This window comes from Sporosarcina sp. FA15 (assembly GCF_051550195.1).
GTDB classification, from domain to species: Bacteria; Bacillota; Bacilli; order Bacillales_A; family Planococcaceae; genus Sporosarcina; species Sporosarcina psychrophila.
Genome location: NZ_CP188818.1, coordinates 4,110,001 through 4,124,062, shown reverse-complemented (window position 1 = coordinate 4,124,062; position 14,062 = coordinate 4,110,001). Strand labels below are relative to the sequence as shown.

Genomic DNA, 14,062 nt, shown 5'->3' with positions numbered 1-14,062 from the left:
AAATAGATAGTGAACAACTATTCAAGGGGTAATATAAAAATAATCTTAGTATTGCAGATTTGATAAATAGCTTTGAAAGTATAATATTACCTTTATGTTTCCTTTTCATAAAAAAAAACGGAGTCTGCATCACTGCAAACCCCGTTATAACAATATTTATTTAGTAAAGCTTACATCATGCCGCCCATACCGCCCATGTCAGGCATTCCGCCGCCCATTGCGCCTGCTGGTTCAGGTAGGTCCGCAACTACTGCTTCAGTAGTCAAGAACATAGCAGCAACAGATGCTGCGTTTTGGAGTGCATAACGTGTAACCTTAGTCGGGTCAACGATTCCAGCTTCCATCATGTTTACCCATGTACCTTCTGCTGCGTTGAAGCCAATTCCTACTTCTTCGCGTTTCAGACGGTCTACAACGATTGATCCTTCAAGACCTGCGTTGTTAGCGATTTGACGTACAGGCTCTTCAAGCGCGCGAAGTACGATTTTAATACCTGTTGCTACGTCGCCTTCAGTAGACTCTAGTAATGCTGCTACTTTGCTATAGACGTTTACAAGAGCAGTACCACCACCAGAAACGATACCTTCTTCAACAGCTGCACGCGTTGAGTTCAATGCGTCTTCGATGCGAAGTTTACGTTCTTTAAGTTCAGTTTCAGTAGCTGCTCCGACTTTGATAACTGCAACGCCGCCTGCAAGTTTAGCAAGACGCTCCTGCAATTTCTCTTTATCGAATTCAGAAGTTGATTCTTCAAGTTGAACACGGATTTGGTTAACGCGTGCCTGAATGAGTTCTGAATTGCCGCTGCCTTCAACGATTGTCGTATTGTCTTTTGTAACAACAACTTTCACTGCATGACCAAGTTGTGAAATATCAGCTGATTTAAGATCAAGACCTAGGTCTTCAGTGATTACTTCCCCACCAGTCAATGTCGCAATGTCTTCAAGCATCGCTTTACGGCGATCTCCGAAGCCTGGCGCCTTAACAGCAACAGCATTGAATGTACCACGTAGTTTGTTCACAACAAGTGTTGCAAGTGCTTCGCCTTCAACGTCTTCTGCGATCATAAGAAGTGGCTTACCTTGTTGAACTACTTGCTCAAGAACAGGAAGAATTTCTTGGATGTTCGTAATCTTTTTATCTGTGATCAAGATATACGGATTGTCCAAAACTGCTTCCATTTTGTCTGTATCCGTTGCCATGTATGCAGATGCATAACCGCGGTCAAATTGCATTCCTTCAACAACGTCTAGTTCAGTCGTGAAGCCTTTTGACTCTTCGATAGTAATGACACCATCGTTGCCAACGCGCTCCATTGCTTCAGCAATAAGTTTCCCAACTTCTTCGTCTCCAGAAGAAATAGATGCGACTTGTGCAATCTCTTCTTTTCCTTCGATTTCATTGGAGATTTCTTGAAGGCCTTCAACAGCAGCTATAACCGCTTTTTCGATTCCTTTACGGATTCCGACAGGGTTAGCACCTGCAGTAACGTTTTTCAGTCCTTCACGGATCATTGCTTGCGCTAGAACTGTTGCAGTTGTTGTACCGTCACCAGCGATTTCGTTTGTTTTAGACGCTACTTCAGCCACAAGTTTTGCACCCATGTTTTCGAACGCATCTTCAAGTTCGATTTCACGTGCAATTGTTACACCGTCATTTGTAATAAGTGGTGAACCAAATTTTTTCTCAAGAACGACGTTACGTCCTTTAGGTCCAAGCGTTACTTTTACAGCGTTTGCCAATGTATCGACCCCACGTAGCATTGCGCTTCGTGCGTCTTCGTTGAATTTAATTTGTTTAGCCATTTATAAGTACCCTCCTGATTTTTCGTGTATTTTTAAACGAGCTGTGCATCAGTCTATTAGCCAATAATCGCTAAGATGTCACTTTCACGCAAGATCAGATATTCATTACCTTCATGTTTGATTTCAGTGCCTGCATATTTTGAGAAGAGGATTCGATCTCCTTCTTTAACTTCCAATTCGATACGTTGTCCGTTTTCAAGAACGCGTCCAGTACCTGTAGCAAAAACTTTACCTTCTTGCGGTTTTTCTTTTGCAGAGTCCGGTATAACAATACCGCTTGACGTTTTTTCTTCTGCCTCGATTAGCTCGATAACAATACGGTCACCTAATGGTTTCAACAATTGAAACAACCTCCTCAGATAATATCTCCCTTTTAGCACTCGATAGACATGAGTGCTAATACATTTCTAATCATAATGAACATTTGCATATATTGCAAGTGAAATACTCCGAACATTTTCTCTTTGCTTATCTCGCCCTAAACAGCTAAAATTGACCTCAACCACAGTTGAAAGGGTGGCGTTACATGAAGAATTGGAAAATCTCTCTCGCTTTATTAATCACTTACATCCTGATGCATGTAAGCAGCATCTTTTTATCAGAGGGCTTATTCTTATACTTTCCTTGGGATGAGCAATTCACTAAACAGGATATGGCATATCGGGCAAGTTCTTGGACTCTTTTCACCGTTAACTTAATTGCAGCTATCATTTTCCTGGTATTAATCGTACCGAAGAAAAACTTCTTTCAAGTTTTCAAAGGGAAAAAATCTTCCATTGGCAATTCGGTTCTTTGGGGATTCATTGGCTTCTTTCTAGCATTGGGAGGACAAATGCTGGCTGGTGCTATCGAGGTTGCAATTGGAATAGAACCAGGATCCGATAACACTGCAATCCTTTCCGACATCGCGAAAGTGTCACCAATCATCATCCTATCAATCGTACTATTCGCACCATTCCTGGAAGAAATCATTTTCAGAAGGGTTGTCTTTGGAGGGGTTTATCAAAAAACGAATTTCTGGATTGCAGCCATTGTCAGTGCTTTAGTGTTTGCTGCTGTTCATAATGAATTCGAACACCTTCTAATCTATATGATGCCCGCTTTCGTATTCTCTTACTTGTATTACCGGACGAAACGCATACTGACACCAATGATTGCCCATTTACTAATGAATGGATTTGTCGTTGTCCTCAATTTAAACATTGAGAAGATACAACAATGGCAAGAGGATTTGAAACAAGCCATAATCTTCTTTATGCACTAAAAAAGTCTTCCACATCCCTACTTAGGGTTGTGGAAGACTTTTTTCATTTCTGCTGTCGCTCATTAACTTCATCAATCTGACGTTGTTGTTCAGCTTTCGCCTCTTCGAATTGTCGCTGCTGTTCAGCCTTCAAGTATTTTCTGTGACCAAAACGTGAAATGAAAATACTAATTTCATAAAGCGCAAACAATGGAACTGTAACGAACATATGAGACAACAAGTCAGGTGGTGTAATGAACGCCGCAATTACAAATAGAACAAAGTATGCATATTTCCGTATCTTCACAAGTGTCGTCGGATCCAAAATACCAAGTCTTGTTAAAAATAACAAGACCACCGGCAGCTGAAAAACAATACCGAATGGAATTAACAGTTGGAAAAGGAACGTGAAATACTCATTAATGCCGATTGTCTGGGTTATATCGAGCTCCGTAGATAAATTCATCATGAATTTCATCACATAAGGTAGCAGGACGAAATACGAAAACGCAATACCACCAACAAACAAGAAAAATGTAAACGGAATATAATTCAATGTTGCGCGCCGCTCAGTTTCATGCAATCCGGGTGAGATAAAGGACCATAATTGGTACATAAGCACAGGTGAAATGACGATGAATGCGATAAAGACAATCACTTTCACGTAAATCATAATCGGGTCAAGTACATTGAACGCATTTAAGGCAATATTATGTGCTTCTCCATCATTTTGCAGGAACTGAATAAGTGGTTTTGCTACAAAAAAAGCTCCCACTACGGCTACAACAAAGAAAACGACGATAACCATCAGCCGTTTTCTAATTTCATCTATATGCTCAATGACTGTTAAGTTTTTTTCTATCATCGGACAGACATCCTAACTTACTTCAGTTCTTCTTTCTTGTCTTCAACTTTTTTTACATCGTCGTCTTCTACAAGACCTTTTGTCGCATGTTTGAATTCACGCAATGACGAACCGAAGGCTTTCCCGATTTCAGGCAGTTTCTTGGGACCGAATACGAGCAAAGCAATAACAGCAATGATAATCAGACTTCCTGGACCTGGCATCTCGGACACCTCCTTCTTAAAACTAGGGATTGAACTCAATCCTTCTTGTGTCTATTTTACACGAATGGTGACTGAAATACTATTTACAAAGCATTACATATGTGAATCTTTTACGTCGTTTTTAATAAAGTAAATAAGTGTTTGTAACTCGACAGACAAATCGATTGTATGAACCCGTAACGAGTCGGGGACCGTCAGCCGAACCGGAGTAAAGTTAAGAATTCCTTTCACACCGATAGTAGCAAGCTTATCAGTCACTTCTTGGGCTACACGTGAAGGCACAGAAAGAATGACAAGCTCGATTCCTAATTCCTTGATTTTATCCTCAATCGTATCAGGATGAAAAACTGGAATTCCACTCATCTCTGTCCCTTCATGCGTACCTTTCGGATCGAATGCAATGATGATTCGTGTATTGTGATTTTTATGGAAATTATATTTCAAAAAAGCGTTCCCTAAACTACCAACGCCAATGAGCGCTACATCTGTTACTTCATCCTGATCGAGTGCCTGACGAAAAAAGTCGACAAGATAATGTACATCATACCCGTACCCTTTACGGCCAAGTGCGCCGAAATGTGAAAAATCACGTCGAATGGTGGCAGCATCAATTTTCATAGCTTCGCTTAATTCACTGGATGATACTCGTTTCTTCCCTGAATTCGCGAAATTTTGAAGGAACCTATAATATAAAGGCAAACGTTTGGACGTCGCCTGTGGAATTTTGATTGTTTCCCCTATCATGTTAACCCTCCTGAGTGTATCTAAAGGCGATTCTATCGTACAGTAGATAATGAATGTTGTAAAGTCGACCGTTGCACGCTTGACGCCATTCATTTAAACTGAAGAGGAATAGAGGTGCTTTATTTGATCGTATTACAAGTGAACGGACTAACAAAATCATTTTCGGGAACAGATATATTAGAAAACGTAAAGCTCGAAGTTCAACATCGCGACCGCGTCGCACTTGTTGGCCGCAATGGGGCTGGAAAATCGACATTACTTAAAATAATCGCTGGTGAAATGAGCGCTGATTCGGGTGATTTAATCGTCCCTAAAGATATCCGGATTGGGTATCTTGAACAGCATTCAGGTATCGACTCTGTATTGACGGTTTGGGAAGAGATGATGACTGTATTCGAACCACTCCATAGCATTGAAAGGCGGCTTCGATCGCTTGAAGGGCTTATGGCAGATTCCTCTGTCTACGACAACCCGAGCGACTATGAACGCGTCATCAAAGAGTACGATGCTCTACAAATCGAATTCAAAGATTCTGGTGGCTATCAATATGAATCTGATACTCGCTCGGTGCTTCATGGGATGCGTTTTTATCCTGAGGATTATAGCAAAAATGTCAATCTTCTTTCCGGTGGTCAGAAGACACGATTGGCACTTGCTAAAATGCTGCTTAGTAAACCGGACCTCCTCATCCTTGATGAACCGACAAACCATTTGGATATCGAAACGCTCGGCTGGCTAGAGAAATACCTAGTGTCTTATGAAGGCGCAATCTTAATCGTCTCCCATGACCGCTACTTCTTAGATGAAATCGTGACAATCGTCTACGAAGTATCGAGAAAAAAAGTAGCGAAGTATACAGGAAACTATAGTGCGTATCTTGACGAAAAAGCGAAAAACTATGAACGTGATCAAAAACTTTACGTCAAGGAAATGGGTGAGAAGGCCAAACTTGAGGATTTCGTTCAGCGCAATATTGCGCGAGCATCGACATCAAAAATGGCGAAAAGTCGCCGCAAAACGCTCGAAAAAACTGACTGGATGGGCTCTCCTGATGGCAATGAGAAATCCGCAAACTTTACCTTCTCGATTGATCGTCCCAGCGGAAATGATGTACTAGCACTGGAAGATGTAGCAGTCGGTTATGACAGTATACCGGTTTCAACTGGTATCGGCTTGCGTGCCTACAAACAAGACCGCATTGCACTTATCGGACCTAACGGGGTCGGGAAATCAACAATTTTGAAGACCATCGTCAAGTTCCAAGAACCACTAGCAGGCAAAATTCGTTATGGTACAAATGTTCAATTTGGCTATTACGACCAAGAACAAGCGACACTTATCGGAACTGGAACCGTTCTTCAGGAACTTTGGGATGATTGGCCGATGATGAATGAAAAAGATGTTCGTTCAGTACTTGGACGCTTTTTATTTACCGGTGAAGATGTTGAGAAGCCTGTCACTTCCCTATCAGGTGGAGAAAAAGCTCGATTATCACTTGCTAAATTAATGTTACAAAAGTCAAACACGCTTATCCTCGACGAGCCAACGAACCATCTTGACTTGGATAGCAAGGAAATTCTTGAAAATGCATTAGATGATTTCCCGGGCACCCTCATCTTCGTGTCGCATGATCGGTACTTTATCAACCGCATCGCAACAAAAGTAATCGACATTAGCGCAACAGGTACAACCGAATACCTCGGTGATTATGATTATTTCATTGAGAAAAAACTGGAACAGGAAGAGTTGCTTGCCGACTCAAATGCCGCTAAAGCAGCTGCAACTCCTGTCATTGAAAGAAAAAATGATGATGATAAAGAACTAAAAAGGCAGGAAAGAAGGCTGACTAGAGCTATTGACGAAGTCGAATCACAACTTTCTGTTCTGGAAGATGAAATAGTAGCACTTCAAGATGAACTTTCCACTCCTGAATTTGCAGACGATCATGTGAAATTAATGGAGTTACAGGCACAGATTGATGCACTTCAGGCACAGCATGACAGCAAATCAGAAAATTGGCTTGGACTTCAAGAAGAACTAGAGGAATTATAAAATGAGCGTAAACGTCATGTTAAACCAGAACCAATGGTTTATCGTGACGTTTTGTCATTTCTTGCTGTCGTAACCTATCAAATAAAAGTACGAAACGATATTCTCTTAAAAAGAGTTTCCACAGTTTTATCCACACATAGAATGTAGTTATACTTGTAATCCACTGTTATTATCCACACTATCCACAAAAAATGTATTTCTTATACACATAGTTATCCTCCAACCACTGTTACTAAATGTGCATATACAATTGTTATGCACAACTTATCCACAATTGTGCATAAGTACGAATGTTCCCTATTGACATCTTCAAAAAAATCGGGATAAAAAAACACGAAAGTTGTCACAATATGACGACTTTCGTGTTTTTACTTATTTATTGTTTCCATGAAACAAGGGACATGCCAGGCTTACCATTCATAGCAAGATTTCCGCGTATTCCGTCTATAAACATAGCCGATCCCGCTGCAGCAATCATTGCCGCATTATCTGTACATAGTATGATTGGTGGAACGTAAAAGGGTATCTCTTCTTTCTTAAATGTTTCTTCAAGAGAAGAACGTAACCCTTTATTCGCTGCTACCCCGCCAGCCGCAATTACCTGTTTCACCCCGAACTCTTTCGCTGCCCTTAACGCTTTAGTAGTCAGCACTTCAACGACACTCGCCTGAAAACCAGCCGCGACATGAGAAGGGTTTACAGCCTCACCACGTTGCGCAAGATTATGCTTATAGTTAATCACTGATGATTTAAGACCACTAAAGCTAAAGTCATAAGAACCCGGCTCTAGCCAAGCTCGCGGGAATTCAACTTGTCCATCACTTTCAGCTGCCAACTTATCGATTTGAGGACCACCCGGGTAAGGGAGGCCCAGTACACGTGCTACTTTATCATAGGCTTCACCAGCAGCGTCATCACGTGTTTCTCCAACCAGTTTAAACGAACCATGCCCCTCCATTATTACCAGCTCTGTATGGCCCCCTGAGACGATGAGTGCAAGAAGCGGGAACTCCATGGGTTGCATTAGTTGGTTAGCATATATATGTCCCGCAATATGATGAACGCCAATAATCGGTAGACCATTGGCAAAGGCAAATGCTTTTGCAGCATTAACCCCAATCAACAAGGCCCCAACTAAACCAGGTCCTTCTGTCACAGCAACGGCGTCAAGATCCGCAGGTTCTAGTTCAGCATTCGCAAGTGCTTCTTCAATTACTAGTGTAATTTGTTCAACATGGTGTCTCGATGCAATTTCCGGTACTACTCCGCCAAATCGTTTTTGGCTAGTAATTTGAGATGCTACGACATTCGATATAATTTCCGTTCCATTTTTCACGATGGATGCAGCTGTTTCATCACAGCTCGTTTCAATTCCTAATATATAGATATCTTTTGTCATTTGAATTCCACCCACATGACGAGCGCATCTTCATGGTCGTCCGTATAATAGTTTTTCCTAATTCCGCCGTCCTGGAACCCAAGCTTACGGTAAAGGTTTTGAGCCGTAGTATTGGTCATCCGCACTTCCAGTGTCATTAACCGGACTTTTTTTTCTATACAAAGTGCAATCGCTTCTTTCATCAGAGCTTCGCCGATGCCATTGCCCCTTAAATGCTTCCGTACCGCAACATTCGTAATATGACACTCATCCAGTACGATCCACATTCCGCAATGCCCAATCACTTCTTCTTCAAAGACTGCAACAACGTAATGCGCATAGTCATTTCCAGTCATTTCGTGCTCAAAAACTTCTGCAGTCCATGGTGTCGCAAATGCTTCCTTTTCGATTTCAACAACAGAAGGAATATCTTCTATTCCCATCTCTCTATAACTAATCTCTTTATCCACGATCATTGTCCTTCCCCTGCTCTTTTAACCAATTTGCCTCAGCTTCAGCAATACGTCGATATTCCGGAACAAATGCATGTATATCCGTTTCTGCTTCTGATTGCAAGGCAATATAAATAAGTGAAGAGGCTCGTGGTAGATTAAACTGAAGAGGCGCTAGAACCGCACGTTGTCCAAGCTGCTCAATAATTTTTTGCTCATGCATTGCTATATCTTTTCCAACGAATAAAATAGGACTACTATGCTGCTCAAGCAAGTGTACCAACTCTTCCAAAGAGTAATGGCCATCCTCAATAACTTCAGTAAGCTTTCCTGCATCAAATTGATAAACACCAGCATAGACATTGTCCCGTCTTGCATCGACAATTGGACAAACCAAACCATTGAAGAATAATGCATTTGCCGCTAGTGCTTTTAATGTGGATACGCCAACAAGAGGTTTACCGAGCGTCCATGCAAGTGTCTTCGCTATCGTCACTCCGATTCGCGCCCCTGTATAAGAGCCTGGACCTTCTGAGACTGCAATTGCATCAATATCCGCCGGTACTAACCCTGCTTGTTCCAACAGCTCCTCAATTGCTGGCATAGCACGTAGCGAGTGGTTAATAGCCATCGCTGAAGTTCCTTCTATTAATAGTTCGCCATCTTTCACAAGTGCAACTGAAATGGGCGTGTTAGCCGTATCTATACCTAGCCAGATCATAAGAAAATCCCCTCGCAAATCTTTTCATATCTTTCACCTATTGGCGTGAATATAATCATCCGGTTATCTCCGCCACCGTGAACTAGCTGAATTTCCAGACGTTCTGCCGGCAAATCATCTTTAATAAGATGCGCCCACTCGATAACAGATATTGCATCTCCATAAAATAGTTCATCCCAGCCAAGATCCTCATCGCTGCCAGCTAAGCGATAGACATCGAGATGATTGAGTGGGTAATTACCTTCGTACTGTTTGATGATTGTGAATGTCGGACTGTTAACCGTGCGTGTAACGCCCAGTCCTTTTGCAAGCGCCTTTGTAAATGTCGTTTTACCTGCACCTAAATCGCCTTCAAGCGTAAGTACATCCGGTGGTGTAAGGAGTGCTGCAAGTTTCGTTGCAATTAGCTCTGTCTCCTCGACAGAATTTACTTCTATTTTCTGAGTCATAGATTATTTCCTTTCTGCTTCTTTGTTATAGTGTACCGAAAACATGTTATATCAGAAAGTATCTACCCTTGATAGATGTGTTTTCGTAGTAAATGATCTTTATTTCTCATAGAGTGTTGTTTACTTTGCTGAAAACGTTGTCTTCTTTTACGATAACATTGTTTAGTTTCTCAAGAGTGTTGCTTACTGCTTTTTTTAAAAAGCATTTTAGTTAAACCTTAGAATTCTATATACAAAAAAACCAATCCCGGAATTAATCCCTAGAATCGGTTCTGAATTTAAAATTTAATGGCGGTCCCGACCGGGATCGAACCGGCGATCTCCTGCGTGACAGGCAGGCATGTTAACCGCTACACCACGGGACCTAAATATGTAGTAATTTTCGACTTTTTAATTAACTTCATCACATTTATGTCGAAAGTAAATATGTGAGACCGGCGACGTCCTACTCTTGCAGGGGGAAACCCCCAACTACCATCGGCGCTGAAGAGCTTAACTTCCGTGTTCGGGATGGGAACGGGTGTGACCTCTTCGCAATCGTCACCAGACCTACATCATCTTTTCTCAAAGACAATACTTAGTATAGCACGTCTTACGATAATTACAAGAACTATTTTTATGGACGGTTCTAATTCGTTCATAATGAATGAAATAAGCATCATTATTGATGAATAAGGATGATAAAACTCTTTTCAAATACCGTTAAGTCCCCTATTTATTAGAATCTACTTCCTTACTATAGCGTACCTAGATTGAATTGCCTCAAAGTTCATTTATCTTTTATTTCGCAATACAAAAAATCGACTCCGGAATTAATCCCTGGAATCGGTTCTGAATTTAAAATATAATGGCGGTCCCGACCGGGATCGAACCGGCGATCTCCTGCGTGACAGGCAGGCATGTTAACCGCTACACCACGGGACCTTAACATGTAATAACTTTCGACTTTTCAATTAACTTCACCACATTTATGTCGAAGTATAAATGTGTGAGACCGGCGACGTCCTACTCTCGCAGGGGGAAACCCCCAACTACCATCGGCGCTGAAGAGCTTAACTTCCGTGTTCGGGATGGGAACGGGTGTGACCTCTTCGCAATCGTCACCAGACTCTTTGAGCTTGTTCGCTCAAAACTGAATAAAACAGACATTGTGCTACACAGAATCAGGGTAATCAAGCCCTTTTCAAAATTGGTTAAGTCCTCGATCGATTAGTATCCGTCAGCTCCACACGTCGCCGTGCTTCCACCCCAGACCTATCAACCTCATCTTCTTTGAGGGATCTTACTTACTTGCGTAATGGGAAATCTCATCTCGAGGGGGGCTTCATGCTTAGATGCTTTCAGCATTTATCCCGTCCATACATAGCTACCCAGCGATGCCTTTGGCAAGACAACTGGTACACCAGAGGTATGTCCATCCCGGTCCTCTCGTACTAAGGACAGCTCCTCTCAAATTTCCTGCGCCCGCGACGGATAGGGACCGAACTGTCTCACGACGTTCTGAACCCAGCTCGCGTACCGCTTTAATGGGCGAACAGCCCAACCCTTGGGACCGACTACAGCCCCAGGATGCGATGAGCCGACATCGAGGTGCCAAACCTCCCCGTCGATGTGGACTCTTGGGGGAGATAAGCCTGTTATCCCCGGGGTAGCTTTTATCCGTTGAGCGATGGCCCTTCCATGCGGAACCACCGGATCACTAAGCCCGTCTTTCGACCCTGCTCGACTTGTAGGTCTCGCAGTCAAGCTCCCTTATGCCTTTGCACTCTACGAATGATGTCCAACCATTCTGAGGGAACCTTTGGGCGCCTCCGTTACTCTTTAGGAGGCGACCGCCCCAGTCAAACTGCCCGCCTGACACTGTCTCCTGCCCCGATAAGGGGCATGGGTTAGAAGTCCAATACAGCCAGGGTAGTATCCCACCAACGCCTCATCCGAAGCTAGCGCTCCGGAATCCAAGGCTCCTACCTATCCTGTACAGGCTGCACCGGAATTCAATATCAGGTTACAGTAAAGCTCCACGGGGTCTTTCCGTCCTGTCGCGGGTAACCTGCATCTTCACAGGTATTATAATTTCACCGAGTCTCTCGTTGAGACAGTGCCCAGATCGTTACGCCTTTCGTGCGGGTCGGAACTTACCCGACAAGGAATTTCGCTACCTTAGGACCGTTATAGTTACGGCCGCCGTTTACTGGGGCTTCAATTCGAAGCTTCGCTTGCGCTGACCTCTCCTCTTAACCTTCCAGCACCGGGCAGGCGTCAGCCCCTATACTTCACCTTGCGGTTTTGCAGAGACCTGTGTTTTTGCTAAACAGTCGCCTGGGCCTATTCACTGCGGCTCTCTCGGGCTTTAACACCCTACCAGAGCACCCCTTCTCCCGAAGTTACGGGGTCATTTTGCCGAGTTCCTTAACGAGAGTTCTCTCGATCACCTTAGGATTCTCTCCTCGCCTACCTGTGTCGGTTTGCGGTACAGGCACCTCCCGCCTCGCTAGAGGCTTTTCTTGGCAGCGTGAAATCAGGGACTCAGGGATAAATCCCCTTGCTGTAACAGCTCAATGTTATAGGAACGGGATTTGCCTCATTCCACACCTCACTGCTTAGACGCGCATAACCAACAGCGCGCTCACCCTATCCTACTGCGTCACCCCATTGCTCAAACGGCGGGGAGGTGGTACAGGAATATCAACCTGTTGTCCATCGTCTACGCCTTTCGGCCTCAACTTAGGTCCTGACTAACCCTGAGCGGACGAGCCTTCCTCAGGAAACCTTGGGCATTCGGTGGAAGGGATTCTCACCCTTCTTTCGCTACTCATACCGGCATTCTCACTTCCAAGCGCTCCACCAGTCCTTACGGTCTAGCTTCGACGCCCTTGGAACGCTCTCCTACCACTGACATCTAAGATGTCAATCCACAGTTTCGGTGATTCGTTTAGCCCCGGTACATTTTCGGCGCAGCGCCACTCGACCAGTGAGCTATTACGCACTCTTTAAATGATGGCTGCTTCTAAGCCAACATCCTGGTTGTCTGGGCAACGCCACATCCTTTTCCACTTAACGAATACTTGGGGACCTTAACTGGTGGTCTGGGCTGTTTCCCTCTCGACTACGGATCTTATCACCCGCAGTCTGACTCCCAAACATAAATCATCGGCATTCGGAGTTTGTCTGAATTCGGTAACCCGGGATGGGCCCCTAGTCCAAACAGTGCTCTACCTCCGAGATTCTTAAGTTTGAGGCTAGCCCTAAAGCTATTTCGGAGAGAACCAGCTATCTCCAGGTTCGATTGGAATTTCACCGCTACCCACACCTCATCCCCGCACTTTTCAACGTACGTGGGTTCGGGCCTCCAGTAAGTGTTACCTTACCTTCACCCTGGACATGGGTAGATCACCTGGTTTCGGGTCTACGACCCCATACTCTATCGCCCTATTCAGACTCGCTTTCGCTGCGGCTCCGCATTCACTGCTTAACCTTGCATGGAATCGTAACTCGCCGGTTCATTCTACAAAAGGCACGCCATCACCCATTAACGGGCTCTGACAACTTGTAGGCACATGGTTTCAGGATCTATTTCACTCCCCTTCCGGGGTGCTTTTCACCTTTCCCTCACGGTACTGGTTCACTATCGGTCACTAGGGAGTATTTAGCCTTGGGAGATGGTCCTCCCGGATTCCGACGGAATTTCACGTGTTCCGCCGTACTCAGGATACACTCTGGAGAGAATGGACTTTCAACTACGGGGCTTTTACCCGCTACGGCGGACCTTTCCAGGTCGCTTCGTCTAATCCATTCCTTTGTAACTCCGTATAGAGTGTCCTACAACCCCAAGAAGCAAGCTTCTTGGTTTGGGCTCTTCCCGTTTCGCTCGCCGCTACTCAGGGAATCGATTTTTCTTTCTATTCCTCCGGATACTTAGATGTTTCAGTTCTCCGGGTGTGCCTCGTTTACGCTATGTATTCACGTAAACGTACTGTCCCATTATGGACAGTGGGTTTCCCCATTCGGAAATCTCCGGATCAAAGCTTACTTACAGCTCCCCGGAGCATATCGGTGTTAGTGCCGTCCTTCTTAGGCTCCTAGTGCCAAGGCATCCGCCATGCGCCCTTTCTAACTTAACCCTTTGGTTTTCAATAAGCTTACGCTTCTT

Annotated in this window: 11 protein-coding genes, 2 tRNA genes and 3 rRNA genes; 2 read left to right on the top strand and 14 right to left on the bottom strand. The window is 43.9% G+C overall.

Annotation, left to right across the window (positions count from 1 at the left end):
• Positions 1-170: 170 nt before the first annotated feature.
• Both groL and groES read right to left on the bottom strand, forming a co-directional pair.
• Positions 171-1,805: a chaperonin GroEL gene (gene groL / locus ACP8HG_RS19645; protein WP_438297703.1), complete on the bottom strand. Its 1,635-nt coding sequence runs from the start codon at positions 1,803-1,805 to the stop codon at positions 171-173.
• A 56-nt stretch (positions 1,806-1,861) separates the two neighbouring features.
• A complete protein-coding gene (groES, locus tag ACP8HG_RS19640) occupies positions 1,862-2,146 on the bottom strand; it encodes a co-chaperone GroES (RefSeq protein ID WP_067205358.1) in 285 nt (94 codons plus the stop codon).
• A gap of 185 nt (positions 2,147-2,331) precedes the next feature.
• Between groES and ACP8HG_RS19635 the strand changes: the two genes are divergently transcribed.
• Positions 2,332-3,069 carry a CPBP family intramembrane glutamic endopeptidase gene (locus ACP8HG_RS19635; RefSeq protein WP_222618001.1) on the top strand — a complete coding sequence of 246 codons (738 nt, stop codon included), beginning with the start codon at positions 2,332-2,334 and terminating at the stop codon, positions 3,067-3,069.
• 43 nt (positions 3,070-3,112) lie between these two features.
• Here ACP8HG_RS19635 and tatC read toward each other — a convergent pair whose 3' ends face one another.
• From tatC to ACP8HG_RS19620, 3 genes are all read right to left on the bottom strand, one after another.
• Positions 3,113-3,913, bottom strand: coding sequence for a twin-arginine translocase subunit TatC (gene tatC, locus ACP8HG_RS19630; RefSeq protein WP_067205355.1), 801 nt, complete (start codon positions 3,911-3,913; stop codon positions 3,113-3,115).
• Between the two features lie 17 nt (positions 3,914-3,930).
• The gene (locus ACP8HG_RS19625) at positions 3,931-4,116 is read right to left on the bottom strand and encodes a twin-arginine translocase TatA/TatE family subunit (RefSeq protein ID WP_067205353.1); all 186 of its coding nucleotides are present in this window, start codon (positions 4,114-4,116) and stop codon (positions 3,931-3,933) included.
• A 93-nt stretch (positions 4,117-4,209) separates the two neighbouring features.
• On the bottom strand, positions 4,210-4,860 hold the full coding sequence (locus ACP8HG_RS19620) for a redox-sensing transcriptional repressor Rex (protein WP_067205350.1): 651 nt from the start codon (positions 4,858-4,860) through the stop codon (positions 4,210-4,212).
• Positions 4,861-4,983: 123 nt separating this feature from the next.
• On the opposite strand from ACP8HG_RS19620, the gene ACP8HG_RS19615 reads away from it, so the two are divergent.
• Complete coding sequence (locus ACP8HG_RS19615; RefSeq protein WP_067213814.1) at positions 4,984-6,912, top strand: ABC-F family ATP-binding cassette domain-containing protein; 1,929 nt, start codon at positions 4,984-4,986, stop codon at positions 6,910-6,912.
• A gap of 376 nt (positions 6,913-7,288) precedes the next feature.
• On the opposite strand, the gene tsaD is transcribed toward ACP8HG_RS19615, so the two are convergent.
• From tsaD to ACP8HG_RS19570, 9 genes are all read right to left on the bottom strand, one after another.
• The gene (gene tsaD, locus ACP8HG_RS19610) at positions 7,289-8,311 is read right to left on the bottom strand and encodes a tRNA (adenosine(37)-N6)-threonylcarbamoyltransferase complex transferase subunit TsaD (RefSeq protein WP_067205347.1); all 1,023 of its coding nucleotides are present in this window, start codon (positions 8,309-8,311) and stop codon (positions 7,289-7,291) included.
• Positions 8,308-8,766, bottom strand: coding sequence for a ribosomal protein S18-alanine N-acetyltransferase (gene rimI / locus ACP8HG_RS19605; RefSeq protein WP_067205345.1), 459 nt, complete (start codon positions 8,764-8,766; stop codon positions 8,308-8,310). Before rimI ends, tsaD begins: the two co-directional genes overlap by 4 nt.
• The gene (gene tsaB, locus ACP8HG_RS19600) at positions 8,753-9,463 is read right to left on the bottom strand and encodes a tRNA (adenosine(37)-N6)-threonylcarbamoyltransferase complex dimerization subunit type 1 TsaB (RefSeq protein ID WP_438297698.1); all 711 of its coding nucleotides are present in this window, start codon (positions 9,461-9,463) and stop codon (positions 8,753-8,755) included. Before tsaB ends, rimI begins: the two co-directional genes overlap by 14 nt.
• A complete protein-coding gene (gene tsaE / locus ACP8HG_RS19595) occupies positions 9,460-9,912 on the bottom strand; it encodes a tRNA (adenosine(37)-N6)-threonylcarbamoyltransferase complex ATPase subunit type 1 TsaE (protein WP_067205339.1) in 453 nt (150 codons plus the stop codon). Before tsaE ends, tsaB begins: the two co-directional genes overlap by 4 nt.
• Positions 9,913-10,201: 289 nt before the next feature.
• Positions 10,202-10,277 (bottom strand) — tRNA-Asp (locus ACP8HG_RS19590).
• A 67-nt stretch (positions 10,278-10,344) separates the two neighbouring features.
• A 5S ribosomal RNA gene (rrf, locus tag ACP8HG_RS19585) occupies positions 10,345-10,460 on the bottom strand.
• 300 nt (positions 10,461-10,760) lie between these two features.
• A tRNA-Asp gene (locus ACP8HG_RS19580) sits at positions 10,761-10,836 on the bottom strand.
• A 68-nt stretch (positions 10,837-10,904) separates the two neighbouring features.
• Positions 10,905-11,020 (bottom strand): 5S ribosomal RNA (gene rrf / locus ACP8HG_RS19575).
• 81 nt (positions 11,021-11,101) lie between these two features.
• Positions 11,102-14,033, bottom strand: a 23S ribosomal RNA gene (locus ACP8HG_RS19570).
• Positions 14,034-14,062 lie beyond the last annotated feature (29 nt).

Coding starts and splice junctions, on each gene's coding strand:
- groL (WP_438297703.1), bottom strand. CDS start 1,805: ATGGCTAAACAAATTAAATTCAACGAAGACGCACGAAGCGCAATGCTA.
- ACP8HG_RS19635 (WP_222618001.1), top strand. CDS start 2,332: ATGAAGAATTGGAAAATCTCTCTCGCTTTATTAATCACTTACATCCTG.
- tatC (WP_067205355.1), bottom strand. CDS start 3,913: ATGATAGAAAAAAACTTAACAGTCATTGAGCATATAGATGAAATTAGA.
- ACP8HG_RS19625 (WP_067205353.1), bottom strand. CDS start 4,116: ATGCCAGGTCCAGGAAGTCTGATTATCATTGCTGTTATTGCTTTGCTC.
- ACP8HG_RS19620 (WP_067205350.1), bottom strand. CDS start 4,860: ATGATAGGGGAAACAATCAAAATTCCACAGGCGACGTCCAAACGTTTG.
- tsaD (WP_067205347.1), bottom strand. CDS start 8,311: ATGACAAAAGATATCTATATATTAGGAATTGAAACGAGCTGTGATGAA.
- rimI (WP_067205345.1), bottom strand. CDS start 8,766: ATGATCGTGGATAAAGAGATTAGTTATAGAGAGATGGGAATAGAAGAT.
- tsaB (WP_438297698.1), bottom strand. CDS start 9,463: ATGATCTGGCTAGGTATAGATACGGCTAACACGCCCATTTCAGTTGCA.
- tsaE (WP_067205339.1), bottom strand. CDS start 9,912: ATGACTCAGAAAATAGAAGTAAATTCTGTCGAGGAGACAGAGCTAATT.